Origin of the sequence: Halomicrobium urmianum (assembly GCF_020217425.1) — an archaeon.
In the GTDB taxonomy this organism is placed as follows: domain Archaea; phylum Halobacteriota; class Halobacteria; order Halobacteriales; family Haloarculaceae; genus Halomicrobium; species Halomicrobium urmianum.
On the sequence record NZ_CP084092.1, the window covers coordinates 309,280 to 335,058 of the forward strand.

Annotated in this window: 18 protein-coding genes and 5 pseudogenes; 10 read left to right on the top strand and 13 right to left on the bottom strand. The window is 62.1% G+C overall.

Annotated elements, in window-relative coordinates; genetic code table 11:
- Positions 1-57 precede the first annotated feature (57 nt).
- The 5 genes from LCY71_RS20360 to LCY71_RS20380 all read right to left on the bottom strand — a co-directional run bounded on the left by LCY71_RS20360 (position 58) and on the right by LCY71_RS20380 (position 5,209).
- Positions 58-903, bottom strand: a complete 846-nt coding sequence (locus LCY71_RS20360) for a carbohydrate ABC transporter permease (protein WP_225336396.1) — start codon at positions 901-903, stop codon at positions 58-60.
- Complete coding sequence (locus LCY71_RS20365; protein ID WP_225336397.1) at positions 900-1,838, bottom strand: carbohydrate ABC transporter permease; 939 nt, start codon at positions 1,836-1,838, stop codon at positions 900-902. The genes LCY71_RS20360 and LCY71_RS20365 overlap by 4 nt, the downstream gene beginning before the upstream one ends.
- A 3-nt stretch (positions 1,839-1,841) precedes the next feature.
- Positions 1,842-3,212 carry an ABC transporter substrate-binding protein gene (locus LCY71_RS20370; RefSeq protein ID WP_225336398.1) on the bottom strand — a complete coding sequence of 457 codons (1,371 nt, stop codon included), beginning with the start codon at positions 3,210-3,212 and terminating at the stop codon, positions 1,842-1,844.
- An 84-nt stretch (positions 3,213-3,296) separates the two neighbouring features.
- A complete protein-coding gene (locus tag LCY71_RS20375; protein WP_225336399.1) occupies positions 3,297-4,100 on the bottom strand; it encodes a creatininase family protein in 804 nt (267 codons plus the stop codon).
- A gap of 5 nt (positions 4,101-4,105) precedes the next feature.
- Positions 4,106-5,209: an ABC transporter ATP-binding protein gene (locus LCY71_RS20380; RefSeq protein ID WP_225336400.1), complete on the bottom strand. Its 1,104-nt coding sequence runs from the start codon at positions 5,207-5,209 to the stop codon at positions 4,106-4,108.
- Between the two features lie 947 nt (positions 5,210-6,156).
- Between LCY71_RS20380 and LCY71_RS20385 the strand changes: the two genes are divergently transcribed.
- The 5 genes and pseudogenes from LCY71_RS20385 (at position 6,157) to LCY71_RS20405 (ending at position 12,561) form a co-directional block, all read left to right on the top strand.
- A complete protein-coding gene (locus LCY71_RS20385) occupies positions 6,157-6,933 on the top strand; it encodes an IclR family transcriptional regulator (RefSeq protein ID WP_225336401.1) in 777 nt (258 codons plus the stop codon).
- Between the two features lie 366 nt (positions 6,934-7,299).
- Positions 7,300-8,670: a Gfo/Idh/MocA family protein gene (locus LCY71_RS20390; protein WP_225336402.1), complete on the top strand. Its 1,371-nt coding sequence runs from the start codon at positions 7,300-7,302 to the stop codon at positions 8,668-8,670.
- Positions 8,671-8,822: 152 nt separating this feature from the next.
- Entirely contained in the window at positions 8,823-10,421 is a 1,599-nt protein-coding gene (locus tag LCY71_RS20395; protein ID WP_225336403.1) for a beta-N-acetylhexosaminidase, read from the top strand.
- 184 nt (positions 10,422-10,605) lie between these two features.
- Positions 10,606-10,725: pseudogene (locus LCY71_RS21780) on the top strand (twin-arginine translocation signal domain-containing protein); the annotation flags it as partial.
- 120 nt (positions 10,726-10,845) lie between these two features.
- Positions 10,846-12,561 (top strand): DUF4091 domain-containing protein, encoded by a 1,716-nt coding sequence (locus LCY71_RS20405; protein ID WP_225336633.1) that lies wholly within the window; start codon positions 10,846-10,848, stop codon positions 12,559-12,561.
- 117 nt (positions 12,562-12,678) lie between these two features.
- On the opposite strand, the gene gfo6 is transcribed toward LCY71_RS20405, so the two are convergent.
- Entirely contained in the window at positions 12,679-13,740 is a 1,062-nt protein-coding gene (gfo6, locus tag LCY71_RS20410; protein ID WP_225336404.1) for a D-xylose 1-dehydrogenase Gfo6, read from the bottom strand.
- 193 nt (positions 13,741-13,933) lie between these two features.
- On the opposite strand from gfo6, the gene LCY71_RS20415 reads away from it, so the two are divergent.
- Together LCY71_RS20415 and LCY71_RS20420 are read left to right on the top strand one after the other, a co-directional pair.
- Positions 13,934-14,737 carry an aldo/keto reductase gene (locus LCY71_RS20415; protein ID WP_225336405.1) on the top strand — a complete coding sequence of 268 codons (804 nt, stop codon included), beginning with the start codon at positions 13,934-13,936 and terminating at the stop codon, positions 14,735-14,737.
- Positions 14,738-14,821: 84 nt separating this feature from the next.
- On the top strand, positions 14,822-15,988 hold the full coding sequence (locus LCY71_RS20420) for a mandelate racemase/muconate lactonizing enzyme family protein (protein ID WP_225336406.1): 1,167 nt from the start codon (positions 14,822-14,824) through the stop codon (positions 15,986-15,988).
- A gap of 57 nt (positions 15,989-16,045) precedes the next feature.
- Here the strand turns inward: LCY71_RS20420 and LCY71_RS20425 are convergent, their stop codons facing one another.
- From LCY71_RS20425 to LCY71_RS20435, 3 genes and pseudogenes are all read right to left on the bottom strand, one after another.
- Entirely contained in the window at positions 16,046-16,732 is a 687-nt protein-coding gene (locus LCY71_RS20425) for an RraA family protein (RefSeq protein ID WP_225336407.1), read from the bottom strand.
- A gap of 405 nt (positions 16,733-17,137) precedes the next feature.
- Positions 17,138-17,539, bottom strand: coding sequence for a DUF7970 domain-containing protein (locus LCY71_RS20430; RefSeq protein ID WP_225336408.1), 402 nt, complete (start codon positions 17,537-17,539; stop codon positions 17,138-17,140).
- Positions 17,532-17,853: pseudogene (locus LCY71_RS20435) on the bottom strand (ParA family protein); the annotation flags it as partial. The pseudogene LCY71_RS20435 and the gene LCY71_RS20430, both read right to left, overlap by 8 nt.
- On the opposite strand from LCY71_RS20435, the pseudogene LCY71_RS20440 reads away from it, so the two are divergent.
- From LCY71_RS20440 to LCY71_RS20450, 3 genes and pseudogenes are all read left to right on the top strand, one after another.
- Positions 17,845-18,084 (top strand): annotated as a pseudogene (locus LCY71_RS20440) (hypothetical protein); the annotation flags it as partial. The pseudogenes LCY71_RS20435 and LCY71_RS20440 overlap by 9 nt on opposite strands.
- Positions 18,077-20,971 carry a UvrD-helicase domain-containing protein gene (locus LCY71_RS20445; RefSeq protein WP_225336409.1) on the top strand — a complete coding sequence of 965 codons (2,895 nt, stop codon included), beginning with the start codon at positions 18,077-18,079 and terminating at the stop codon, positions 20,969-20,971. The pseudogene LCY71_RS20440 and the gene LCY71_RS20445, both read left to right, overlap by 8 nt.
- A 71-nt stretch (positions 20,972-21,042) precedes the next feature.
- Positions 21,043-21,237: pseudogene (locus LCY71_RS20450) on the top strand (DNA polymerase domain-containing protein); the annotation flags it as partial.
- Positions 21,238-22,248: 1,011 nt separating this feature from the next.
- Here the strand turns inward: LCY71_RS20450 and LCY71_RS20455 are convergent.
- The 4 genes and pseudogenes from LCY71_RS20455 to LCY71_RS20470 all read right to left on the bottom strand — a co-directional run bounded on the left by LCY71_RS20455 (position 22,249) and on the right by LCY71_RS20470 (position 25,705).
- Positions 22,249-23,469 (bottom strand): annotated as a pseudogene (locus LCY71_RS20455) (IS701 family transposase).
- 114 nt (positions 23,470-23,583) lie between these two features.
- Positions 23,584-24,402 carry a hypothetical protein gene (locus tag LCY71_RS20460; RefSeq protein ID WP_225336634.1) on the bottom strand — a complete coding sequence of 273 codons (819 nt, stop codon included), beginning with the start codon at positions 24,400-24,402 and terminating at the stop codon, positions 23,584-23,586.
- Between the two features lie 132 nt (positions 24,403-24,534).
- Positions 24,535-25,032, bottom strand: a complete 498-nt coding sequence (locus LCY71_RS20465; protein ID WP_225336410.1) for a DUF8154 family protein — start codon at positions 25,030-25,032, stop codon at positions 24,535-24,537.
- Positions 25,025-25,705 (bottom strand): nucleotidyltransferase domain-containing protein, encoded by a 681-nt coding sequence (locus LCY71_RS20470; RefSeq protein ID WP_225336411.1) that lies wholly within the window; start codon positions 25,703-25,705, stop codon positions 25,025-25,027. Before LCY71_RS20470 ends, LCY71_RS20465 begins: the two co-directional genes overlap by 8 nt.
- Positions 25,706-25,779: the final 74 nt, after the last annotated feature.

The following is a 25,779-nucleotide window of genomic DNA, read 5'->3' on the forward strand; positions in this document are numbered from 1 at the left end:
CGGGCCGAACGACGGAAGACCCGAGGAGGGTCCCGGCGAGAGCGACCGCCTCGCCGGTCACTCCTTGACGGCACCGGCGGTCATGCCGGCGACGATGTACTCCTCGAGGAAGGCGAAGAGGATCAGCAGCGGGATGATCCCGATGACCGACACGGTCAGCATCATCCGCCAGTCGGTCTGGAGCGCCCCGACCATCGAGAAGACCCCGCGCGGGATGTTGTACTTCCCGGCGTCGGTCAGGAACGTGAGCACGAACAGCAGGCGGTTCCACGCGTAGAGGAACGTGTACGTGACGCTGGCGACGAGCGCGGGCTTGGTCAGCGGCAGTACGATCTTCGTGAGGATCTGCAGCTGGCTCGCGCCGTCGATGCGAGCGGACTCCTCCAGCGACACCGGGATCGTCTGGAAGTAGCCGTACAGCATCCAGACGTTGAACGGCAGCGTGAACGCCGCGGCCGGGATGATCACGGCGAGGTAGGAGTTGTAGATCCCGAAGCTGGTGATGACGTCGAACAGGCCGACGATCAGCACCACCGGCGCGAACATCTGCACGACGAGGACTGACAGCAGGAACGAGCGCTTGCCGACGAACTCGTTGCGCGCACAGGAGTACGCGGCCGGAATCGCCAGGAGCAGCGTCAGCGCGACAGTGCCCAGCGAGATGATGAAGCTGTTGCCGATCCACAGCAACACGTCGGTCTGGCCCCAGACGGCGAGGTACGCCTCGATCGACGGGTCGTTGGGGAACAGCGTCGCCGGACTGGAGAAGATCTCCGACTCCGGCTTGAACGTGCTCGAGAACATCGTGTAGAAGGGGAACATCATGATCCCCAGCAGGGCGATCAGGACGCCGTAGATGCGGACTTTCCTGAGTCTGCTCCGCTGCTGGCCGGCCATCGTCATAGCTCGTCACCTCCGCGAGTGTAGATCCGGAGGTAGATCACGGCGAACGCCATCAGGAACAGGAACCCGATGACGCTGTACGCCGCGCCCCTGCCGAGGTTCCCGTTCTCGAGGCCGACCTGGTAGATCCAGATCACGAGCGTGGCCGTGGTGTTGATCGGGCCGCCGCCGGTCATCGTCCAGATGACGTCGAAGCTGACGAACGTCCAGATCGTCGACAGCAGCGTCGCGATCAGGATGACGCTCTTGAGCTGGGGCAGCGTGATGTAGCGGAACTGGTGCCACTTCTCGGCGCCGTCGATGGCGGCGGCCTCGTACAGCTCCTCGGGAATGGACTGCAACCCAGCGAGGAAGATGATAGCCATGAAGGGCGTCCCGATCCAGACGTCGGCCACCACGACGCCGAGCCAGGCGATGTCGGGACTCCCGAGAATGCCCATTCCCTGATCGATCACGCCGAGTTTCAGGAGGATCGCGTTGAGGTAGCCGTACTGCGGGTGCTCGATCCACCGGAAGACGACGGCGGAGATCGCGTAGGGGATCCCCCACGGGATGAGGAACGCGGTCCGGAAGAACTTCCGGCCCCGGATGTCGCCCCGGAGGTGAACGGCGATCAACAGGCCCAGCAGCGTCTTGCCCGCGACGCCGAGCAGAACCCAGCGGCCCGTCTGCCAGAGCAACTGGTAGAAGATGTCGCTGTTGAGGATCTCGACGTAGTGCTGGAACCCGACGTAGGTCTCGATCGCGGCGTCGGCCGGCGAGCGATACAGCGACAGGCGGAACGTCTCGAAGATCGGCCACCCGACGACGCTCAATAGGAAGATCGCGGCCGGTGCGATCAGCAGGTACGCCAGCCTGTTCTGCCACAGGTAGTGCACGCCCCGTTCGAGGCGCGAGTCGGCCGGCGGCTCGGTGTACTCCTCTACGGTACCCATCTGTTACTGCATCATCTCTTCGAGGTCGGCCTGCGCGTCGTCCAGCGCCTGCTGGGGCGACTTCTGGTCGCCCAGGGCCTCCTGGATCGCCTGGACCATCCGGTTGTTGAACTGGTTGAAGTTCGATAGCTTGGGCCTGGCGCGCGCGTACTGACCGGCCTCGATGAACGGCGCCCAGTTCTTCGAGTCCTGGAAGTAGTCGCGCTCACCGACCGACTCCACCGTGGGCATGAAGCCCTTGCTGCTGGCGTACTCGAAGTGGCGATCCTCGTCGAAGTAGAACCGCAACAGGTCCCTCGCGAGGTCCTCGACCTCGGTCTGGGCGAAGATCGAGATCCCGTCGATCGTGTTCAGACTGTAGCGACCGGCCGGGCCTTCCGGCACCTGCACGATCCCGTAGTCGAAGTCCGCGTCGCTCTCCGCGATGTTGATCCCGGTGTACACGTGAGCGATGACCATGCCGAGCGATCCGGACTCGAACAGCTGCCTGATGTCCTGGCGCGTCGAGGACAGCGGCGACGACTGCGTGACGCCGTGTTCGAGGTGCAGATCGGAGTAGAAGGTCAGCGCCTGGACCCCTTCGTCGGAGTTGACGACGGGCTGGCCCTCGTCGTCGATCAGGTCGGCGCCGTAGGACCAGTGGTAGTGGTAGTACTGCGATCCGGTCTCGATGGCGTCGGCACCTGCGAGGCCCAGTGCGGGCGTGTTGGTCTCTTCGGTGATGGTCTGGGCCGCCGAGAGCATGTCGTCCCAGGTGTCGAGCGACGGGTTCTCCGGATCGAGGCCCGCCGACTCAAAGACGTCCTTGTTGTAGTAGAAGCACTTGTTCGACGCGGCCCACGGGGCGGCGTAGTACTCGCCCTGGTACATGCACCCCTCCGCCATTCCCTCGTAGAACTTCTCCCCGAACTCGCCCTCCATCATATCGGTGACGGGGACGAGGGCCTCCTTGCCGACGAGTTGTGGGATCCAGCGGGCGGGCCAGCGAGCGACGTCGGGCGCCTCCCCGCCGTCGACGCGGTTGTTGACGGTCTGCTGGGCGTTGTCCCAGGTGACGCTCGTGAACTCGAGGTTGCAGTCGTACTCCTCCTCGAAGGCGGCGTTGTTCTCCTCGAAGAACGCCGCGATGTTGTCACCGACGCCCATCGTCAGGAACTGGATGGTCTGCTGGCCGCCGTCGCCGCCGCTCTCGTTGCCGCCACCGTCTCCACCGTCCCCGCCGTCCCCGCCACCGCCGTCGCCGCCGTCGCCGTCGCCGCCGTCACCGCCCAGACAGCCCGAGATAGCGACGACGCCGCCCGCTCCGATCGCTTCGAGCATCCGCCGCCGGTCGATACTCTCCCCTTCGAGGGCTTTTGATGGGTCGTTCGGCATATGCCGTTATTGTTCTCCCGCCGATATATAAACCCACCGGTAATTAAAACTCTATTGTTACATACAGGGGACAGTAGGTGGCGGTCAGGCGTTGTGTTCGTGGATCGCCACGAGGAGGGCCGCGAGTTCGCTCGTGACGACGTCGTAGATGCTGGCGCCCTTCTCGGCGCTGGCCAGTTCGGGCGAGCCGATGGCGCCGGAGTCGGAGTACTGGTCGAACGATCGATAGACGGAGAGCGGTCCCGCGTCGAGGAGATCGCTGCCGCCCCAGTCGTAGTGTTCGTCCCAGACTGTCCCGTCCCGAACGTCGTCGTCGGCGACCAGGTCCGGCCGGAGGTGCAACATGAGCGACGTCTCGTACTCGCCGCCGTGGGCCATGCCCCCGGTCTCGCTGTCGCGGAGTGACTCGATCTCGTCCGTCGCGAGCGTGAAGTAGGTCGTCCCGAGCACCTCGGCGTCCGTCGACGTCCCGACCGTGCTGACGACGGCGTCGATGAGCGCCGCGTTGCCGCCGTGGCCGTTCACGAAACACACCGCGTCAAACCCGTTCTCGACGCCGGTCAGCGCCACGTCCTCCAGGAGCGCCCGGAGGTGGTCGAACTCCAGCGACAGGGTGCCGCCGAACGGGAGGTGATGCGGCGAGAACCCGGTCCAGACCGGCGGCGTCACCAGGACCGGTACGTCCGCGCCGACCTGCTCGGACCCGCCGTGGACGACGGCGTCGACGAGGATGGTGTCGGTCGCGACGGGGAGGTGGTGGCCGTGCTGTTCGATACTGCCAACCGGGACGACGAGGACGGATCCGTCCTCCTCGGCGGTGTCCCGGATCGCCGCGTACGGTTTGCCGGCCCACTCGCTGTCGGTCGCTCCGATGGAATCGTATATCATCGCTCTCAGGTAGTCGTGACCGGTTCGGGTTCGTCGCCCAGCGGGACCCGCTCGCCGTCCTCGTCGAAGAAGTGGGCGTCCGCCGGTTCGAAATCGAGGGCGATCGTCTCGCCCGGTTCGGGGTGAAACTCGCTGTCGACGCGGGCGACGATCTCCCCGTCTCCCCCCGGCCGGTGCAGGTAGAGGAAGTTGTCCGACCCCATCGGCTCGACGACGTCGACGACGGTTTCGAAGTGGCCGCCGCCGGTCGCGACAGACAGGTCCTCCGGGCGAACGCCCAGCGTGTACCGGCCGGCGTCCAGCGACACCGGGAGGGCCGTCTCGAAGCCGTCGCCGGCCAGCTGAACGCCGCCGTCGGTCGGCGTCACGTCGACGTCGAAGAAGTTCATCGACGGCGAGCCGATGAAGCCGGCGACGAACTCGTTGTTCGGCCGGTCGTAGCAGACTTCGGGTTCGGCCACCTGCTGGAGTTCGCCGTTGTTGAGGATGGCGATCCGATCGCCCATCGTCATCGCCTCGGTCTGGTCGTGGGTGACGTAGATCGTCGTCACGCCGAGTTCCTCCTGGATGCGCTGGAGTTCCGTCCGCATCTGCGTCCGCAACTTGGCGTCGAGGTTCGAGAGCGGCTCGTCCATCAGGAAGACCGCCGGATCGCGGACGATCGAGCGGCCGAGCGCCACCCGCTGTTGCTGACCGCCCGAGAGCTGCTTGGGGTACTGGTCGAGGAGTTCGGGAATCTCGAGAAGCTCCGCGGCCTCGTCGACGCGCCTGTCGATCTCGTCGTCGTCGTACTCGTCCGAGAGCCGCAGCCCGAACGACATGTTCTCCCGCACGGTCATGTGCGGGTACAACGCGTAGTTCTGGAACACCATCGCGATGTCGCGGTCCTGGGGACGCACGTCGTTGACGACCTGATCACCGATCGCGATCTCGCCCGCGGTGACCGTCTCGAGCCCGGCGATCATCCGCAGCGTCGTCGACTTCCCGCAGCCGGAGGGACCGACCATGACGAGAAATTCCCCGTCCCGGACGGTGAGATCCACCTCCTTGACGGCGAGAAGCTCGTCGTCGTACACCTTGGTTACGTTCGAAAGCCGTACCTGGCTCATTTTTATGTATCAGTTCGGTGGTGCGAAGGACAAAAAGGTATCGGCGATTTGTAATTCTGGCGTTGCGGCCTCTCTCCCATTCGTTCGCCCGGTACTGACCGCCAGCGTCGTCTCCGCCGGAGACGGGGCGGCCGCTACCAGCGTGTAGCGGAGCAGTGAACGGGCCACCGAACCGGCAATCAGTGATCCGAGCCGGATATCTCGCGTAGAACGCAGCGACACCGCGACCCGACGCAGTGTTGGGCGGCCGCGACCCGACGAGACGGACCGCCAATGCGCGGGCGAGCAGGTTTGACTATTCCAAAGACACCGGGCACCGCTTCGTTTGCCGCCGAATGGCTGCCGACTCTGTATCAGGAAACGAAACCGAAGGAACCAGCAGGTGCGGTGCTATAGTAGACATTGAAACGAGCTACCCGTCGAGAGGTATCTCGGGGCCCCCCGAGTGTATCGGTGCGTTCGATCTCTACTATTGACGGGTGATGGCACCGGTCCCATCGCGCTGTGGTCGACCTCCGGTGCCGGGAGACGCCGCCGTACTGACGCAGCCACCGGAACCCGAGGCACGCGGAGGAATCAGGCACGGTCTTCCACTGTCAGGAGGGATTAAACTGACTCTAACTGCTCGACGATCCCGGCGGCGTCTGGGACACCGACGAACGGACGTGGCGTACAGCAGCGGGGAATCTACGACCCGACGTCTCGGGTCGCGTAGCGACGGGGCCCGACCGTAGGGAGTTCGTACTGGAGAGGGTACGTTTATGACTGCGAGTTGAGCATCCCACCGTTCCGGTTCAGACAGCTGCTAGACACAAGTGAGGAGAACAGGAGACCAGTAGGGAGGAGAGGCCGTTTCAATCGACGTAGACCCGGTTAATCTATCCCCGAATACGGACGGTTATTTGACCATCCCGAATATTTATTGTATGTTGGTAACACTATCAGTCATGGGGAAGAACGGGCAACCGCGACGCATCAAATCCGTCGACCGAACGCTCGACATTGTGGAGGCACTGCGGGACAACGACTCGATGACGGTGACCGAGCTCGCGGAGACGGTCGACCTCTCCCCAGGGACGGTCCACACGTACCTGGCAACGCTCGAAGATCGGGGCTACGTCTGCTCCGAGAGCGGGGTGTACCGACTCGGCCTGTTCCTGCTCCCGATGGGCGAGTACATCCGGGCGAGCTCCGACCTCTACAAAGCCGCGAAGTCCGTCGTCGACGAGCTGGCAGACGAGACCGGTGAGGCCATCCACCTCGTCGTCGAGAGCAACTGGTACGAGATCCAGCTCTACGAGCAGTTCGGCTCCGACGCGGTCGGCGAGGAGCTCTACATCCAGAACAAGGGGGTTCCGAAGCGGAACCTCCACTGTTCGGCCGCCGGTAAGGCGATCCTCGCGCACCTCGACGAGGAGCGCCGCGAGGAGATACTCGCGAACTGCGAGTTCGCAGAGCGGACGCCGGCGACGATCACCGACGCGGAGGCGCTCCGCGAGGAACTGCGGTCCATCCGGGACCGGGGTATCGCCTTCAACGACGAGGAACAGATCCAGGGCCTGCGAGCCGTCGGAGCGCCGATTACGACCGAAGGCACGATCCAGGGCGGTATCAGCCTCTCGGCGCCAGTCAGCCGCCTCGAAGGCGAGCGGTTCCGATCGACGTTCCCCGATCACGCACGGCAGGCCGCGAACATCGTCGAGGTGAATCTGCAGGCGACGTGAACCGGACTGCCCCGCGAGATAACAGCCGTACTGCTGTTCCTGAGGACGAACTGGGACGGTGGTCACGGCGGCCCCCGCCTGGTTTGACAATGACAAACGAACTGCTCGAGCCGTTTCGTTCCCCGACGTCACACGTGAGGCGGTACAGCACCTGTACTGTACGAAATCGCGGTCGATTGCTCTGCGGTGCGTCTCAAATCGAGGACTCCGGCAGTTGACGAACGCGTTGGTACGGCCGATGGCGCTCTCGCAGTGGCAATTATTGTCAATCTATCATATAATTTCAGCAATATTTATTGCCCAACCCGTCAACAGTAGAGACGTACCATGCAGAGACGCAAGTACCTAGAGAGTATGGCCGGTGCTATGGGAGTAGTTACCGTCTCACACACCGGAAGCGCCCGACAACGAGGGAACGGAAACAACGGAAAGGGACAGGGCCCGCCGGACGAGACGCCCCCGCGGAAAGGCGAATCCGTCATCGGACTCACCGACCAGATCGACACGGTCGACGTGGGAATCATCGGCCTCGGCAATCGCGGGTCGTCGATGACCCAGCTCATCGACGCGATGGCCAACGAGGACAAGGGGCGGATACAGGCGATCTGTGACCTCCGGGAGGAGCCGGTCGCAGAGACGGAGACCTGGATCGAGGAGGAGGGAACGAACGAGGTACCCGACACGTATACGGGGTCGAAAGACGCCTGGATGGACCTGGTAGAACGCGACGACCTCGATCTGGTGTTCGTCTTCACGCACCATCGCGCACACGCGCCCATGGCGAAGTACGCTATGGAGCAGGGCAAGCACGTGGCCGTCGAGGTCCCGATGGCGACGACGATCGAGGAGTGCTGGTCGCTGGTAGACACCGCCGAACGGACCCAGAAGCAGTGTATGATGCTGGAGAACGTCAACTACTTCGACACGGAGATGTGGGTCCTCAACATGATCCACGAGGGCGTGTTCGGAGATCAGCTGAACTACGCCTCGGGCGGGTACATCCACAACCTCGTCGCGGAGTACTTCTTCCAGGCGTACTGGAACGACTGGCGCTCGAAGAACCACCGGGAGTTCAAGGGCGACCTGTACCCGACCCACGGGCTGGGTCCGCTCGCCTTCTACATGGGGATCAACCGCGGCGACCGACTGGAGTACATCTCGAGTCAGGAGAGCCCCGAGAGCAGGCTCACCCAGCGCGCCCAGGAACTCCCCGAGGACCACTGGGCCCACGGCGTCGACGACTGGGCCAACGGCGACACGACGCGGTCGGAGATTCTGACGAACGAGGGGCGGCAGATCCACCTCCAGTTCGACGTCAAGACCAACCGCGCCTACAGCCGGAAGAACGAGCTCGCGGGATCTGACGCCTACCACGAGGGGTTCCCGAGCGAGCTGGCCGTCGACAGCGAGGGCCACGGGTTCGTCGACGACGAGACCTACGACCAGTACTACGAGGAGTACCGCCACCCGCTGTGGCAACAGATGGAAGACATCGCCGAGGAGTACGGCGGTCACGGCGGCGGCGACTTCCTGGAGATCTACCGCCTGTTCGACGCGTTCAACCAGGGGCGCCCGCTCGACATGGACGTCTACGACGGCGCCGCCTGGAGCGCCGTCAGGCCCCTGTCGCGGATCTCGATCGAACACGACGGCGCACCCGTCAAGTTCCCCGACTTCACCCGCGGCGAGTGGAAGGAGGAACGGGAACTGCAGGTGATGGACTTCGACACGATCTAGGCGACCATCTGTGCTCGCAGTTTCCGAGGGAAGGACAGCGGGGGCTGGATGATAGCCCCCCAGTCGCGTCCGACGTCACCCGGCCACGAAGTGACGATTTATATTATAATACCATCAATATTTTTGTGTACTGGATCTGAATAAGTAACAGTATGGTAGACAGTAGCGCGATCGAGAGACGCAACGTCCTGCGAGCTATCGGTGGCGTCGGTGCCCTCACGATCGGCACGGGTACCGTGTCCGCGGGGGGATCGAGCGGAAACGATTCCACGCGCGTTGCCGATCTCGTGCCCGCACCGGTCGAAGCCAGGTCGACTGGGTCCGGTTACACGATAACGGACGAAACGGCGATTCACGCCGGCGACCAAGCGGCGACCGGCGTCGCGGAGTACCTAGCCGAGTTCCTGCGCACGCCGACGGGATACGACCTCCCGATCGTTACGGAGCCGCCTCGAGGGCCAGGCGGTCGCATCTCGCTGCTGCTCGACGGCGCGACCGACGAGGTCGGGAACCAGGGCTATCGCCTGCAAGTCAACCCGAGCGGTGTGAAGATACGAGCCAACGCGCCGGCAGGGCTGTTCGCCGGCGTCCAGACGCTCCGTCAGCTCCTGCCGGCGCAGGTCGAGGCCGACGCGGAGCAGTCCGCCGACTGGACCGTCCCCGGCGTGCAGATCCGGGACTACCCTCGGTTCGAGTACCGGGGTGCCCACCTCGACGTCTCGCGCCACTTCTTCGACGTCAAAACGGTGAAGCAGTACATCGACTACCTCGCCCAGTACAAGGTCAACCACCTCCACCTGCACCTCACCGACGACCAGGGCTGGCGCATCGAGATCGACAGCTGGCCGAACCTCACCGACGAGGGCGCTGACTCGGAGGTGGGCGGCGGTCCCGGTGGGTACTACACGAAAGAGGAGTACACCGAACTCGTCGAGTACGCTCAGGACCGCTTCATCACGGTCGTCCCGGAGATCGACATGCCCGGCCACACCGGAGCGGCGCTCGAGTCCTACGCCGAACTCAACTGTGACGGTGAGAAGCGAGAGGAGGACACCGGCACGAACGTCGGCGACACCTCCCTGTGTATCGACAAGGAAATCACCTACGAGTTCGTCGACGACGTCGTCCGCGAGGTCGCGGAGCTGACCCCCGGTCCGTACATCCACATCGGCGGCGACGAGGCACACTCCATCAGCGACGAGGAGTACAACTACTTCATGGATCGCGCCGTGTCGATCGTCCAGAAACACGGCAAGCGTCCCATGGGCTGGCACCAGATCCTCGGTCCCGACCCGCCGACGGAGACGGTCGCGCAGTACTGGTACCCCGGACGGGAAGCGCCCGAAGTGGTCGAAGCCGCTCAGGAGGGCCACGAGATCATCACCTCGCCGGCCAGCCGCGCCTACCTCGACATGAAGTACGACGAAGACACCGAGCTCGGACTAGACTGGGCCGGGCTGACTCCAGTCAAGGAGGCCTACGACTGGGATCCGGGTAGTTTCATCGAGGATGTCGACGAATCGTCCATCATGGGCCCCGAAACGGCACTGTGGGCGGAGACGCTGGAGACGCTCGAGGACATCGAGTTCATGCTGTTCCCGCGATTTCCGGCCGTCGCCGAGCTGGGCTGGTCGCCCGATTCGAGGACCGACGACTGGGACGAGTTCAAAGGCCGGCTCGCCGCACAGAGCGTCCGCTGGGACGTGCAGGACGTCAACTTCTACGAGTCCCCGCAGGTCCCCTGGCCATAACGAGAGCTCGGGGGTGAGGGCACAGTCCCGATCAGGAGAGCGATCACGTCGGAACCGCCTCCCTGCATTTCTCTCGGTCCGAACGACGTACTTGGCCCTTCGACGATCGGAACGGACGATCCGGCTCGTTCGATACCTGTAATCTATGGAGAAGTATTAAGTCATTTCGTGACAGTTAACTAATATGGTGAACGACACCACTAGTGATGGCACTGGAGAGGAGAGTGCGCCGACCAGGCGGCGATTCATACAGGGCCTCGGTGCCGCCGGGGTGGCGAGTGGGACGTTGACGGCCCGAGTCGGCGGCCAGAGTCACGGTCGGTCACCACACCAGAATGCGAACGGCGGCGGGAACGGAGCACCCAGATCCGCCGACGCGGATACCTATACGTCCGAGTGGCTACAGTTCCTCGTCGAGAAAGCGATGCCCCGGGATGGACTCAACGCCTGGATACCGACAGACTCCTTCGACACCTCCTCGTTCGCACGGGTCGAGCGATTCCCACAGGAGTTCGGCGACGTCACTCGACGCGACCTCTCGCTGTTCTCAGCCCGGAACGAACAGGTATCGGGACAGATAGCCGTTCTAAGTGACGAACCCATCTCCGAGCTATCCTGTTCGGTCACCGACCTCAGATCCGAGAGCGGCGGTCGGATCGCAGCGGAGAACGTCGAGGTTCGATACGTCGGATACGTGCCCGTCGAGAACGCACACAGCGAGTTTACCTGGTCGGCGACCTTCGAGGAGGTGACCGGCGACGTGCTGGGTACGCGCAATCCCGATCTCGTTGGCGATCCGTTACTGGAAGTCGACGGCGTCTCAGTCCCCGAATACGAGGCTCAGCCGATCTGGTTCACTGTCCGCGTCCCGGACGACGCCACGGCAGGCACGTACGGGGGCTCGATCACGGTCGAGGCAGGCGATCAGGAGACGATAGAATACGACGTCGAACTCGACGTCTACGACGTCGCGGTTCCCGATCCGGCGGACTACGAGTTCTATCTGGACATCTGGATGAACGCGAACGCGGTCGCGGCCGGACACTCGGTGAATCCGCAGGCCAACGACGTCAAGCCCTGGTCCAAGCGACACTGGGAGTTGATCGAGACGTACATGCGCGATATGGCCGAGCGAGGCCAGAAATCGATCACGACGACGATCATCCACGAACCCTGGCAGCGGGAATGGCTGGGCGGCGAGTGGCGTCCGCAGACGGAGATCGGCTACGATAGCATGGTCGAGTGGCAGTACGACGGCGAATCGTGGTCGTTCGACTTCTCGATATTCGATCGATTCGTCGAGACCGGCCTCGCACAGGGGATGGGACCGGACATCGCTGCGTACTCGATGCTGGCGTTCCGCGGGGAGCAGCGGATTACCTACGTCGACGAACGCGAGGGCGAACGGGTCGTCTGGCGCGGGCAGGCCGGGGAACCGTTCTGGCGGGAGTCCTGGACCGCCTTCCTCGAGTCCTTCCAGCGACACCTCGAAGAGAAGGGGTGGCTCGAACAGACGTACATCGCCTTCGACGAGCGGCCAGCGGAGTTGATGGCGGAGGTCGTCGACCTCCTCGAAGAGGTCGCACCGGTGTTCGTCGATCGGCTTCACATCGCCGGGTCGATGGAAGTCGAAGACGTCGCGCACAACCTGTCACCTCACTACGGCGAACTGCCGATCGATCAGGACGTCGTCGACAGACGGCGAGAGAACGGAAAGACGACCACCTTCTACACCGCCGGCGGACAGTCCCACCCCAACACCTTCGCGTTCTCACCGCCCGCAGAGTCCAGAATGCTTCCCTGGATCTCCGCCCTGAACAACCTGGACGGATACCTCCGGTGGGCGTACAACAGCTGGCCCCGCGACGTGTACGAGAATCCCGTCTTCCGGTACGTCCAGGGCGACGAGTACTTCGTGTACCCCGGTGAGGACGGTCCGGTCTCCAGCCTCGCCTGGGAGCAACTGACCGAGGGGATCGAGGACTACGAACTCGTTCACCGGCTTCGGGAGCAGTCGGACGGAGACTCCCCGGAGCTCCGGGAGGCACTCCAGCTCGCTACGCGAGACCGCGACGCTCGCGAGAAGGACCTTCGAGATATCGTCCGAGCCAAGCAGATCGTACTCGAGGCGCTCGCGTAGGGACCAACGTCGGAGGGGGTCCGCTCCTCCGCGCGTGACTCCGACGACACCGGTGAGTCCGACATCGGATTCTGCCACGGTGTCAGCCGCGACTTCTTGCGGTACGTACTATAGACGTTACAGTTCGACCCGTCGGCCGGTTTCGCTCGATTCGTACACGGCGTCCGCGACCCGGACGTCCGTGAGCCCGTGTCTCCCGTCCGGTTCGATGGCCATGTCCGTTCGCACGGCCGTTGCGAAGTAATCGAACTCCTCGCGGACCTCGTGGGGCTCGTTCGCTTCGAACGTGACCGTGCTGCCCCCGGCCGTCACGGTGATCTGACGGTCGTCGTGGACGCCGAACACCGGTTCGACGACGATGCGACCCTCCGTCCCGGTGACGGCGAACCGACTCGCGCCCGCAGCGTTGAAGCTCGCGGTACACGAGGCGGTGACCGCGTCGGGGAACTCGAGCTGGACGGCAACGTGCTCGTCGACGCCCTCGAACGGCGGCTCGACGGAGTGGGCCGTCGCGCGCACTGCGACCGGGTCCGCTCCGAGGACGAAACGAGCGGTGTTCATCGGATACACGCCGATGTCCATGAGAGCGCCGCCGCCGGCCAGCTCCCGGTCGATCCGCCACTGATCCGGGTCGCCGTGGGCGAGTAACCGGAACGAAAACTCGCCGTGTACCTGGACCGGTGACCCGATGACGCCGTCGTCGATCTGCCGGCGAATCCACCTGATGGAACGCGCAGTCTGCATCCGATACGCGGCCATCAGCGGGACGCCCGCGTCTTCGCAGGTCTCCACGAGCCCCTCGGCCCGTCCTGCGGTCGATTCCAGCGGCTTCTCGCAGAGGACGGCTTTCCCGAACTCCGCCGCCGTCGCCACGTGTCGACGGTGGAGCGCGTTCGGCGTGACGACGTAGACGGCGTCGTAGTCGTCGCGTCCGGTGCCGTCGGCGAACTCGTCGTACGTGAGCGCCCAGTCGGCGTCGAACGCGTCGGAGACCCGCGCCGCTTTCTCGGCCGAACCGCTCACCACCGCCGTCGTCGTGCAGTAGTCCGATCGCTCGATCGCAGGCAGCGCCGTGTTCCGGGCAAACCCGCCGAGCCCGACGACTGCGAACCGCAGCGGCGCGTGTTCGACGGGCCGGTCCCAGTCGCGTTCCAACCGCGTCGGGATATCGAGGCGCATGCGCCCAGAATATCGGTTCTAGAACTTAGTTCCGGGGGCTGGCTCACGCCGACGGAGTCGGGACGGCGGTGAGTCGCGTCAGTCGCCGGGCTGTCCCCGACTCGGCCCCGGGGTTCTGAAGTCCGAGCGGCAGTCGCCGGCCGAGGGCCGACGGCACGGAAGCCCTTTAGCTGCGACTGCCGTCGACTGACGTGTGAACGGCTTCGAGAACGCGGCGATCGGTTTCGGAACGGGGGGTCTCGACGAACAGGACGGCGCCGAAGCGGTCCGCAGGGCGCTCGACGTCGGCTACCGGCACGTCGACACTGCCCAGAACTACGGCACCGAAGCCGACGTCGGTGCGGGGCTCGAACGATCGGACGTCCCCAGAGAGGACGTCTTCCTGGCGACGAAGGTCGACAGGTCCAGCCTGGCGTACGACGACGTCGTCGAGAGCACCGAGCGGAGCCTCGAACGGCTCGGTGTCGATTCCATCGACCTGCTGTACGTCCACTGGCCGCTCGACACGTACGACCCGGAGGAGACGCTCGCGGCGTTCGACGGACTGTACGACGACGGCACGATCGGGAACGTCGGCCTGAGCAACTTCGAGCCCGACCAGCTCGACGAAGCGCGGGCGGTCCTCGACGCGCCGATATTCGCCCATCAGTTCGAGTGCCACCCGCTGTTGCCCCGGGAGGAACTGCGCACGTATGCGGACCAGCACGACCAACTCGCCGTCGCGTACTGCCCGCTCGGTCGCGGCGTCCTACTCGATCAGGACGTCCCCGAACTCGAGTCCGTGGCAGAGAAACACGGTGCCACGGCGGCACAGGTGACGCTGGCCTGGCACGTCGCGAAGGGGATCGTCCCCATCCCGAAGGCGTCGGGCGACCACATCGACGACAACTGGGCGGCGACCGACCTCCGACTCGACGAGGAGGACGTCCGGACGATCGACGGAATCGAGCGCCGCGAGCGGATCGTCGACGTTCCCGAAGCACCGTGGAACCGCTGAGCGCTCCGGCATCGAATTCTGAGCTGTCCAGCTGTGCGTCAGTCGAGCACCACCATTTATGCTAGTCGATGCAGACCTCTGCCCATGGTAACCGACGCCACGATCACGGACGTACAGACCTGCGTCGTGGAGGGTAACTTCGACTGGACCTTCGTCCGCGTGTACACGGATGCGGGGATGACCGGTACGGGCGAGGCCATCCTGGGCGAACGCTCGGCGGACATCGCGTCCGACGCCGCGCCGATCCTCGAAGGCGAGGACCCGCTCGACGTGTCGCGGCTCACCGAGACCCTGTACCGTCGGCTCTCGTACACCGGCGGGAAAGCGGGAGCGGTGACGTCCGCGATCTCCGGCCTGGAGATAGCGCTGTTCGACCTCGCGGGCAAACTGCTCGAGGTTCCCACGCACCAGCTCCTCGGCGGCAAATTCCGCGAGGACGTCCGCGTGTACTGTGACACCCACGCCGGCGCGCACCTCGGACGGAGTGAAGACGAAGCGGCGTTCACCCCGGAGTCGTACGCGGCCGCCGCGGAGGACGTCGTCGCAGACGGCTTCGACGCGATGAAGTTCAATCTTGACGCGAACCAGCAGTTCGAGAAAGACGAGTGGAACCGGCATCTCGCCCCGCGTAATATCCAGAACAAGGCGGAGATCGTCGAGGCCGTGATCGACCGCGTCGGTGACAGGGCGGACGTCGCGTTCGACTGCCACTGGGAGTACGGTACGGACAGCGCGATCCGACTCGCGAGCGCGCTCGAGGAGCACGACGTCTGGTTCCTCGAGGACCCGGCGCCGCCCGAGAACGCCGCCGTCCCGGAGGCGATAACGAACGCGACGGAGACGCCGATCTGCACGGGCGAGAGCCTCTATCGCGCGGAGGGGTTCGTCGACCTCGTCACCAGACAGGGGGCGGACGTCGTCCAGCCGGATCCACCGAAGTGCGGCGGTCTGCGAGAGACGCGGCGGATCGCCGAACTCGCGGAGCTGTACGAGATCCCGCTCACCTTGCACAACGTCGCGTCGCCGCTCGGCACGGTCGCGTGTGCACACGTCGCCGCCGCCTGCTCGAACTTCCTCGCCCTGGAGTACCACGCTCGCGACGTCGAGTGGTGGGGCGACCTCGTCGGAGAGAACCCGATCGACGACGGGTCCATCCCCGTCCCCGACGCGCCCGGGCTCGGCGTCGAGCTCGATCCCGACGTCGTCTCCGACCACCTCTCTGCCGGCGAGACGCTGTTCGATCCCGTCTAGTGGGTCCAGTGACCGTCGCAGGCTCGGTTCCGCCACCGTTGCGCGGCCGTCCGTCGGCTAGAGCGTCCCGTAGCGGTCCCACACCTCGTAGACGCTGTCCCCGTCCCGGATGTCAGCGCGCACGTTGTTCTCCGTTTCCAATTCTTCTTCGCCTTCCTCGATGACCTGATCGAGGACGGACGGTTCGATGACGACGATGGACTCGTAGTCGGCGAACACGACGTCCCCGGGCTCTATCGTCACGCCGTCGATCTGCACGGGCACGTCGTACTCCGCGAACGCCACGCGGCCGAAGGACTCGATCGCGCTGTGGCCCTCGGCCCAGACGGGGAACTCGTGTTCCTCGATCAGCCGCGAGTCCCGCGTCGGTCCGTCGATCAACGCGCCTTCCGCGCCGTTCTCCTGAACGATGGTACTCAGCAACTCGCCCCAGAGACCGACCCGCGTCCCGGTCGGTGCGGCCATGACGACGAAGTCTCCGGGATCCGTGTCTTCTAGGTACTCGAAGAACTCGATCTCCTCGTCCTCGCCCTCGTCGTCCTCCTTCTCGTACCCGATCTCCACTCGCTGGGCCGGGTGCGCGGTACCGATCACCGGATCGCGGGACCACAGCGCTTCGAGTCGCGTGCAGGGAATGACGTTGTTGCGAATCCCCATCTCGTCTGTGATGTCGTTGATCAGCGCACTGTGGAGGTTCGACAGGCGCTCGCGTTGGTCGGCAGTAATTGCCATCGTGATGTCCATTGATCACGGGGATACTCGATATAAATGTACTGCGTGGCCGATCCACACGGCTGCGCATACGTGCAACCGATCTGCTACCAGTCGAGTGCGGCCGCTCGCGACGGCGTTCCGACCGGAACCGGGCCGACGAAGCGATTGCAGGAGCTGTGCTTCCCCGACGGCGCCGGGGCGAACCAATGTGAACGTGATTATTGGAGTAATCACGCCCAAACGTGTATTTGCCTGAAGTACCGAATTCCGGTAGTAGCAGTGTTAATAGCCAAGAGATAGGGTTTATAAATTATATATCGCTATACCAAAACTGAACCGGGTCTCAACTGGGCCCACCGTGTAGAGGCGGAATCAGACTATTCTGAGGTTGCTGTTGGGGTATTGTAGAATAGTTTTCTATTTTGGAATAGTACGCTATTCAGTCGATTCTAAAGAAGCAGATTCGCGAGCTTGTTCGAATCGTTCGGCCACTTCGTCTACGAGATCTTCCTCCACGACGGTTCGGAGAAGAGCATCAGTCATTTCCCGAACGACGATGTTCTGGTAGCCCTGCTGGTTGAGCTCGCGTTCCAGTTCATACTTCAGCCAGGAATCGAAGTCCTCAATCGTAGCCTCGCGGGCGTAGAAAGGCCGCTGTTTAGCGGCCTCATAGCTGAACGCTGAATCGGTCATCGGGTTTTGTCGTTCGACGGATTCCTGAGAGGGCGTCTCCTCGTCGCCTTCCGATTCAGACGCGTCATCCGTATCCTGGGGTTCGTCGTCCGGTTCATCTTCGAGTGTCTCCCCGAGGTCGGCAAACGGATCGTCGTCAGACATGGCGGACCACCTCCCCAGCCTCAACGATGTGCGCCAACTCGTCGAAACACTGCAACTGGTCACAGTTAGGGTCGTAGTCCAGCAGGGGGTTTGCGCTCGCCATAGGCCTTTGTGATGCTGGTTTGGTCCCGGATGCCCGGTGAGGGTTTGAGATCGCCGGCGTCGACAGCCTCCCAGTCCGTAATTCTCGCGAAATTCGGGATGCGGTCCTGAAGGTTATCGTGCGAGTTGAGACGTTCGAGGAGCTGTCGATCCTGAGTCTGCTGGTCGATACGGCCGCTCAACATGTTCGGAACCAGCGACAGGACGTCGACGCCGAAAAGGGCGCAGACCAAGCAATACGGGAACTCAACGGCGTCCGCCAGCAAACCTTCTTCCGTGAGGATCTGGATGCGTTCGAATCGTTCGTTGATGAGCGTCTCGAAGAACTCAACGATAGGCGAGCGGGCGAGGAGCACTTCCCGGTCGACGGGCTGGCGGGCGAGCCGAACTACCGGCGGATAGATAATCGGGATCTCCTGCTGGAGGGCGAGAGCGATGACTGAGCCGTCGCCGAACGATAGACAAGAGGACCTCATCGAGGGTACAGAGGGGTTGTACCTCGTCGATGCCGGTTCTGGAACGGGCAAGACGTTCGCCATTACCCGTCGATACGGGACGATCGTTGACCAGCCCGATGTCGAACCCGAAGACATCCTGCTGGTGACCTTCACGCGGAGCGCCGCAGCAGAGATGAAAGAGCGGATCGTCGACCACAGTTCGTATGAGCTGCGAGAACTGGCCGACGCCCCGATCCAGACGTTCCATTCCCATTGCCACGATATTCTCAGAGGACACGGCTACGCTGCTCCGACACATCTCGGTCTGGACGAACGGATAACCGGCTCGACGCAAATCATCGATGATGAGCTGATCGAAGCTGAACGATTCCGGGAGTTCTTCAGCGGATTCCGCGATGATTATCCGGAATACACGGAGTTCTACCGGGTACTCTCAGAGCCGGACGAGCTGCTCGAACTGATCAAGGAACTCGCGTCGAAAGGTATCTTCCCGACTGTCGACGGGTGGTATCGAGACGGCGAGTCGCATCTCGACGGGGACTTCGAGACGTTCAAGGAGCGGTTCGACGTGGTCAACCAGCCCCGGAACGACAGTCGGAAGCAGTCAGAGCTACGTGACGACTTGAGCCGCTTCGGACGGAACAAGACCTATCTTTCGGACGCGCCATCGAAGTCCGAATTACGGGGCGGCCGCGGTACGAAACAGCTAGACGATGATGTGGCGAGTGACGTCTTCTACGAAGAGCGTGAGGATCTCAAAGCGTTCGTTCACGACGTCTACATCGAGTATCTCCAATTCGCATTGGGTCGCAACTATCTCAACTTCGGATTCCTCCAGTTGTTCGCGTTCGTGCTGCTCTGTGAGGATCAGCGCGTCCGACAGACGGCACAGTTCGAGTACGTCATGGTTGACGAGTTCCAGGACACCAGCGAGATCCAGTTCAAACTTGCGCTGCTGATGTCCGGGACGGACAACTTCTGTGCAGTCGGTGACTGGAAACAGAGTATCTACTCCTTCCAGTACGCGGACGTTCAGAACATCCTCGACTTCGAGGACCGGCTGGAACGATTCACGGCGGACCTCAACAGCGATGTCGACCGGATTGATTTCGACACGGGTGATCTGACTCGAATCGAACTCCAGGAGAACTATCGGTCGACGGAGTCGATCATCGACCTCTCCGAGCAGGCTATCGTGACGCCGGCCTCAAGCGGTGGGGATGTCGATACCACTCTCGACGATGTCGTCGAACTGTCCTCGAACGCTGCTTTCGACAACACGGTCATCGAGGGCATCCAGCATGAGGACGAACACGAGGCCGTACTCTCGACGGTTCAGGATATCGTCGGCAATGACGACTACGCCGTTGAGGACGAGGACGGCGATCCGCGCCCACCGGAATACCGGGATATCGCCGTGTTCACTCGGACACGGGATTACGGTCGGGAACTGCTTGACGTCGCCGACGAGTACGATATCCCGATGGCCTACGATGGCGGAATCGAACTTTTCCGGACCGATCCGGCCAAGCTGTTGCTCGCGTGGCTCCGAATCCTCGAGTCGGATACCGACCGGGGCTGGGCAGTCATTCTCGAACGGATTGGGTACACGTTCGACGAAATCGAGCATATGCTTGAGACAGAGGCGTATCCGCCTGATCCAGCTGCGTTCCGTGATGAGCTTCGTGGGTTGGAGTCAGTCGGCGCAGTTGCGCGTCGAGTTCTCGATCGCTACGGATTCACGGGCGATACTGGAGATGTCCTTCTCCACACGATCCAGTCAGTCTACGATTCGACGACGGTCACTCGCGGTGAGTTGATCCAGTTCATCGAACGTGGCATCGAGAACGGGAGTACGGTTGACGTCCGCGAAAACGCGGGCGATAACGCGGTGACCGTCCAGACGATTCACACGGCCAAAGGGCTCGAATATCCGATCGTCATTCTTGCGAACATGAACGAGGGGAGTTTCCCGCCACGCTCTGGTGGTTCGAGCGTCATTCAGTATCAAGATCCGGTCGGACTCCGACAGCGGAAACTCTACTCAGAGGAACGTGTCTATCCTCACATATACGATAACTGGCGGCATGACGTCCTTCGACGGTGTCTTCCTCAGGAGTATGACGAGGAACGCCGGTTACTCTATGTCGCGATCACGCGCGCGGAGAACCACGTCGTTTTCGCGGCTGGAGAGGAGCCGAACAGGTTCATCGAAGAGCTGCCAGTCGCTGTCGAAGAAATCGAGGTAACTGTCGAAGGACTAGATCGCGACGAGAGCGCTGACGCGGAGCTACCGTTCGTAGTAACCACATCGGATGGACCGATCGGTCATACGCCGCATTCACTGATGGACGAGACAGTCTTCGAAGAGATCGGTGAGCGGATGGAATTCAGTCCTGAGACTGAACCAGAGACGCGGGGGATGGACTTCGGGTCACGAGTCCACGATTTCGCCGAGGCATACGCACTTGGAGATGACGTCACGCCATCGAATTCCCACGAGAATCGGGTCGTTGAGTTTGTCGACGACCTGCCGGGCAAGCTGCACGTCGAAGAACCGGTTACGCTCCCGATTGAGATCGGTGACCACCAGGTTACCATCTCTGGAATCGTCGATCTGGTTCACGTCACCACTGATCAGGTCGATATCATCGACTACAAAACGGACAGTACACGACACGCACAGCCGGAATATCGAAAGCAACTCAGCGTATACTATCACGTTCTCTCTGAGTGGTTTCCGGAGAAAGACGTCACCACGAGTCTGTTCTATACGACTGATGGAACACGGGAACGGATTGAACCGCTCTCGCTTGAAGAGCTGCAGTCGATTGTTACCGAAGACGGGACCCAATCCATTTCTGGCAGCTAAGTATACCAGTAGCTCGCGAGCTAGTCGACATATTCGAGCGATGGCCGCATCGGGCACTCACTGACGCGTAGACCTCGCGAGAACGGGTCGCGTTAGCCCACGAAGAAATAGAGTCGTACGATGCGTCGTACTACGAGACGCAACTCGTCAGAGCTGTCGAGAGTGTGCTGTCACCGCTTGGCTGGGATCGGACGGAGATTCAAAGCGAGATCGCGGAAACTCGGGAAACGGACTTGGCCGCATTCACCGAGATTGAGAGAGGTTAACCAACAACATCGAGGTATCGGGAGGTTTGTTGGTTAATGCTGAGTGGAGACACGGAAGGGACTTGGAGAGAATACCTCGCCCACACACCCCTCGTCCAGAGTGAAAACCAATCAGAGGTGTGCGGTGAAGTCCACGGGAAATAGGGGTTCTCGTGAGAGAAGATCAGCAAGAATCACGGAAAGACTGCCTGAGACGAGAGAACACGGGAGAAATGGAACAGCATACACGAGCAGCGGTTCGAAACCACCCGGACGAATGCCGCCTTCGTCCTCTTCTCCGTGCTGAATGCACTTGGGAAGTGGTTGGAGGTAGGTAGTAATAAAACCTCTAGATAATACTATGAAGATTGGTATGTTTAGAGGATCTTCGACTGTGTGACGACTGCTGTTCGAGGGATACTCGTCTCACGTCTTGTGATTTCGGTACTTCCCAGCCGACTCGTCGTGTGGTTTCCGCCGGGTCAACCGAGGGACTCTCGTAGCGTTTCACTCTGGACGAGGGGTGTGGGGGTTCGATTCCATCGTCCGCGTATTATGAGACATTGAAGGAACAATCGTCATTCTGACTATTCGCGAACCAGTGACCCGGCATCAAAGCCGAAATCGGGATTGGTATCTCCCGATCTCCCTCATCAATCGGAATCAAGATACTCGATCCCGCCAGTTTCGATTGTACCCTGCTTTGCTTCGGCTGGAGATCTGACCTGCGTCTTCACTCTTGACTGGGGGTGCCGATGAACGCTCGTCACCATCACTCGAGGTTCACACTCCACTCCAGCTCGTCACACCGGCGCTTTCACTCTGGACGAGGGGTGTCTGCCGTGCGTCAGACGCCCAGTGCCGATGTGTCTTCTCATAGAAATGATTGATTACCCGGTTCAGAAGATACACTCTGGACGGGGGGTGTCGTCTCAACCAAGTACGCTGCTCCCGGATGGAGGGCTATTTTGATTAAGCGAGAGAATCCCGGCCTGAAGACCGGGTGTGAATCGCGTAAACTTAGTTCAACAGTCAGCTTTGCACGTTAGCGGCGGTTGAGTGAACGAAGAGGTGGTCGATCTCTTCCATAAGGTCATCGACGCCACGATCATCGTGGTCTCGAACCCACGAGAGGAGATTGTACACGGTTTCTTTCAGGGAGTGTTCGAGGTTCGCTCGAAGCGATGACGCTTTCGAGCGAACCGTCCCCAAGGCGCTCGACTCAGGATCAAGACGAACGAGACTGTAGGCAGCCATCAGAAGGTGCCAGTGCCGACTGGCACCTTCGTTGATCTGCATCTCGCAGTCTCCTAGGCCGAGATCCTGCTTCGAGTCCTCGAAGAACGTCTCGATGCGCCATCGCATTCCGTAGGAGCGAATCACGTGCTCGGTCGGGGCGTCGATTTTGTTCGTAGCGAGGTACTTGACCGGGTTCTCTTCGTCTTCGTCGGTCTCTTTCTCGGCGATGACTAGCTTCACGTCTCCCAGCTGGGAGACGGGAAGCTTCTTCGTCCAGATGTGGTAGGTGTCGTCATCAACATCACGCTCGTCCGTGTCGATGCGCTCTGCAAGCGCATCGACGCGGATCTCTTCGCCACCATAGGTCACCTGTCGATTGCTCCGGAGCGGGCCGATCCAGTCCTTGTCGTAGGATTCGATGTGTTTGGGAAGGCCAGAGTCGTGAGCGAACCACGAGTCGAAGAGGTAGGTGTCCGCAGGCACACCTACCTCTTCTTCGAGTTCGGTAACGATCTCTCGGGCTAGATCGTATTTGGTATCGTGGTCATCGTCCTCGTCGTCTTGCTGTTCGTAGAGGCGGAAAGTGAGCGGATAGGCGGTTTTGTCGTCAGCGTAGAACGCGTAGATGAGGTCTTGGCCCCAGACAGTGTCGCCTTCAGTGTGATCGTAGAATCGGCCGACGCCGGGGACTTCGTCCCCGGCTTTCTCGGTGATCGTATCGTCGAGGATGATGTAGCCATCCTGTGACCAGCGCGTTTCACCGTGTTTCTGAAGCTCTTCGAGGCGTTCGTGGTTGAACTCCTGTTAGTCCCAGTCGTACTGGGTGAGGAACTTGTTGAGGGCGCGTTTCCCCTGAGCTGGAAGGACATCGCGTGCGATACCCGCCACGGTCTTGTTGCTGGCCGCAACAAGACCGGTGGCGTAGGTTTTCGCGTGATGACGTTGTGCTGGTGACAGCGACTCGAACTCGTCGAACACGCGCGTACACGACAAGAAGTCCGTAATCGGCATCATCCGTCCTTGCCACCGCCTACGTCACGCTCCTACTTCAACGTGCAAAGCTGAGTAAGTAGTTTACTCTGAAGTAAACTGCTTGAACCGGTTAAACTGGTGGTGAGAAGGCGGGGGTCACAGCTGTGATGGGAGGCGACCATCTGGACGGGGGACGCGGCCTCGTTTGATATCGTGGTCGACGCGACGCAGATGCTTGCAGCCGCCTTCTGGTGAGCGCTGTTGCCAGTCGGGACAGGTACACGACTCATCGATAACGTCGACTTCGTACCTGTTGCCGGACGCGGACTGTACCTCGTAGCGGCCACCTTTCGAGAGGAGTGAGACGTCCATCGCTTCGGCGACAGCACGCTTCGTGCGGGGCTCGAGATCGTCCTGTGACTCTGCGTTCTCGTCGACGACCAGTCGGTCGCGAACGTCGCCCGTTCGGCCTCCGTCCGGCGCGACGGCTTCCGCAGGGCCACTGAGCCGCTTGTGAAGTACTTCCTCTACCGGATGGCCTTCCGGCCAGAGGTAGTGGACCTCGCGGCGCTCGCGATGATCGTAGGAACCGCACGCGGCTGCGCTCCCTGTCCAGACGCGCCAGGCACCGAGCGCGGCCATCACGTCGACGATGTCACGGGGAACCGTCTGGTGGTCGTCCGGGAAGAACACCCGGAAGCGTGTACACGCCTCCTGCGGCGGGACGGTCTCCCACCAGTCTTCGCTAGAGCCCCAGCTGTCGAACATCGCGTCGTCGGTGCCGTAGCCGACCGTGACGCCGTCGGTCGGCGTCCAGTTCGTCGGGAGGTGGTCTGTCTGCCCCTCGAGTATCCGGAGGACGGCGTATCGAAGCCACTCGTGGGCTTGGTTGTCCGCCGTGCGTGCGACCTGGTCGTGCTGCTCCGCGACGTGCTCGGCTTCCTCAAGGATCGTTGTGAGATAGTCCTCAGTCATCATTCGACGGAGGTCGGAATGCGCCTCCGCCCCTCGGCGGGCGCAAAAACATAACCAACAGATTCGTGATATCACCTCCCGCGTTGGTTAACCTGACTCACCTACTGTCGTCTTCTGGCAGACACGAATTCGCTACGTCGTCTCTCCGCAGAGGCACTCGTGGCCCTGTCGAGACCGTCCAGTAACGTATGCATGAATCTCGGTGGCGAGCTCGTACATCGCGTCGGCACGCGCTGCAGAGGCCAGTCCGTCCTGATAGTACGTTTTGGCCCGGTGGTCGCGCCAGAGATCCGCGAGGTCCGCGGCTATCGATTCCCCGAAGACACCGGCCGCTGCAGCCTCCCGATAGACACCAGGATGCGTGCCGGGAAGACCATCCGGCTGCATCGTGCCGCGCTCGAGAAGCCGAAATTCGACGGTGCGTTCGATGGCGACAAACGACGCTTCGATAACGAGCGTATAGTAGCTGGCATCCTGGAGGGACTCAGCGCCGGCGAGCAAGCGACAGGCCTTCCGCAGCTGGAGCAGGGCGGCGTCCTCGACATCGAGCCCGGCTTCGATGTCCGTTGGACGGCGATCAAATGCGGCTTGCACCTCGTCGATGAGGGTCTCGATGCGCGTACTACTCATCGGCGACGACCTCCTTGCGGAGCGCGTCGAGGCGGTCGCTCCCGGATACCGTAATCCCCTCGGCGAAGATCTCGCGGAGTTTCGATCCGGCTCTCCCAGCGCTCTCTGCGGACTCGACGTACGGTTCAAACACGAATCGGTCACCGCCGAACTGTTCGGACTGGAGATCGGCGACGACGTCGGTAATCTGCTGGCGGGCTGTCGTCCGGTCGCCATCGACGACCACGAAGCAGTCGATATCGCTCTGTCGGTCTGCCTCCCCGCGGGCGACGCTTCCAAAGATGACGATACCGAGGAGATCGTTGATGTCGTCGGTGTCGGTGGTCGTGGCTTGGACGCGGTTGACGAATGCTCGGATCGGCGCGTGGAATTCCGACTGGGGGACAGCGAGGATCGGATCGTCCTTCTGGAGACGGTCTGGGTCGATCGCGACGTAGTTGCGCTGAGGTGTTTCTCGAATCTGGATGGCACCGATACTGTCGAGGAGGTCGACGGCCCGCCAGACCGTCGAGCGAGTCACACCCGTGGCGTCGACGAGTTCGGGAATCGAGAACTCCGTGTCGTGGGCGTCAGCGAGCAGGCGGAGGATGTCGTCCGCGGCGCCGATGCGAAAAACGTCGGCGTCCGGGTCGGGATACGCATCGATACAGATCGTTATATCCTGTTTCGCCATTTCAGACACCATCTGATTTTGTGCAACGACGTATAAATAAATAGCGGCATCAGGTAGCCAGGTGCTCTGCTTCG

Excerpts from the sequence above, each read along its gene's own strand:
- LCY71_RS20360 (WP_225336396.1), bottom strand. The coding sequence starts at position 903 with ATGACGATGGCCGGCCAGCAGCGGAGCAGACTCAGGAAAGTCCGCATC.
- LCY71_RS20365 (WP_225336397.1), bottom strand. The coding sequence starts at position 1,838 with ATGGGTACCGTAGAGGAGTACACCGAGCCGCCGGCCGACTCGCGCCTC.
- LCY71_RS20370 (WP_225336398.1), bottom strand. The coding sequence starts at position 3,212 with ATGCCGAACGACCCATCAAAAGCCCTCGAAGGGGAGAGTATCGACCGG.
- LCY71_RS20375 (WP_225336399.1), bottom strand. The coding sequence starts at position 4,100 with ATGATATACGATTCCATCGGAGCGACCGACAGCGAGTGGGCCGGCAAA.
- LCY71_RS20380 (WP_225336400.1), bottom strand. The coding sequence starts at position 5,209 with ATGAGCCAGGTACGGCTTTCGAACGTAACCAAGGTGTACGACGACGAG.
- LCY71_RS20385 (WP_225336401.1), top strand. The coding sequence starts at position 6,157 with ATGGGGAAGAACGGGCAACCGCGACGCATCAAATCCGTCGACCGAACG.
- LCY71_RS20390 (WP_225336402.1), top strand. The coding sequence starts at position 7,300 with ATGGGAGTAGTTACCGTCTCACACACCGGAAGCGCCCGACAACGAGGG.
- LCY71_RS20395 (WP_225336403.1), top strand. The coding sequence starts at position 8,823 with ATGGTAGACAGTAGCGCGATCGAGAGACGCAACGTCCTGCGAGCTATC.
- LCY71_RS20405 (WP_225336633.1), top strand. The coding sequence starts at position 10,846 with ATGCCCCGGGATGGACTCAACGCCTGGATACCGACAGACTCCTTCGAC.
- gfo6 (WP_225336404.1), bottom strand. The coding sequence starts at position 13,740 with ATGCGCCTCGATATCCCGACGCGGTTGGAACGCGACTGGGACCGGCCC.
- LCY71_RS20420 (WP_225336406.1), top strand. The coding sequence starts at position 14,822 with ATGGTAACCGACGCCACGATCACGGACGTACAGACCTGCGTCGTGGAG.
- LCY71_RS20425 (WP_225336407.1), bottom strand. The coding sequence starts at position 16,732 with ATGGACATCACGATGGCAATTACTGCCGACCAACGCGAGCGCCTGTCG.
- LCY71_RS20430 (WP_225336408.1), bottom strand. The coding sequence starts at position 17,539 with ATGTCTGACGACGATCCGTTTGCCGACCTCGGGGAGACACTCGAAGAT.
- LCY71_RS20445 (WP_225336409.1), top strand. The coding sequence starts at position 18,077 with ATGACTGAGCCGTCGCCGAACGATAGACAAGAGGACCTCATCGAGGGT.
- LCY71_RS20460 (WP_225336634.1), bottom strand. The coding sequence starts at position 24,402 with ATGACTGAGGACTATCTCACAACGATCCTTGAGGAAGCCGAGCACGTC.
- LCY71_RS20465 (WP_225336410.1), bottom strand. The coding sequence starts at position 25,032 with ATGAGTAGTACGCGCATCGAGACCCTCATCGACGAGGTGCAAGCCGCA.
- LCY71_RS20470 (WP_225336411.1), bottom strand. The coding sequence starts at position 25,705 with ATGGCGAAACAGGATATAACGATCTGTATCGATGCGTATCCCGACCCG.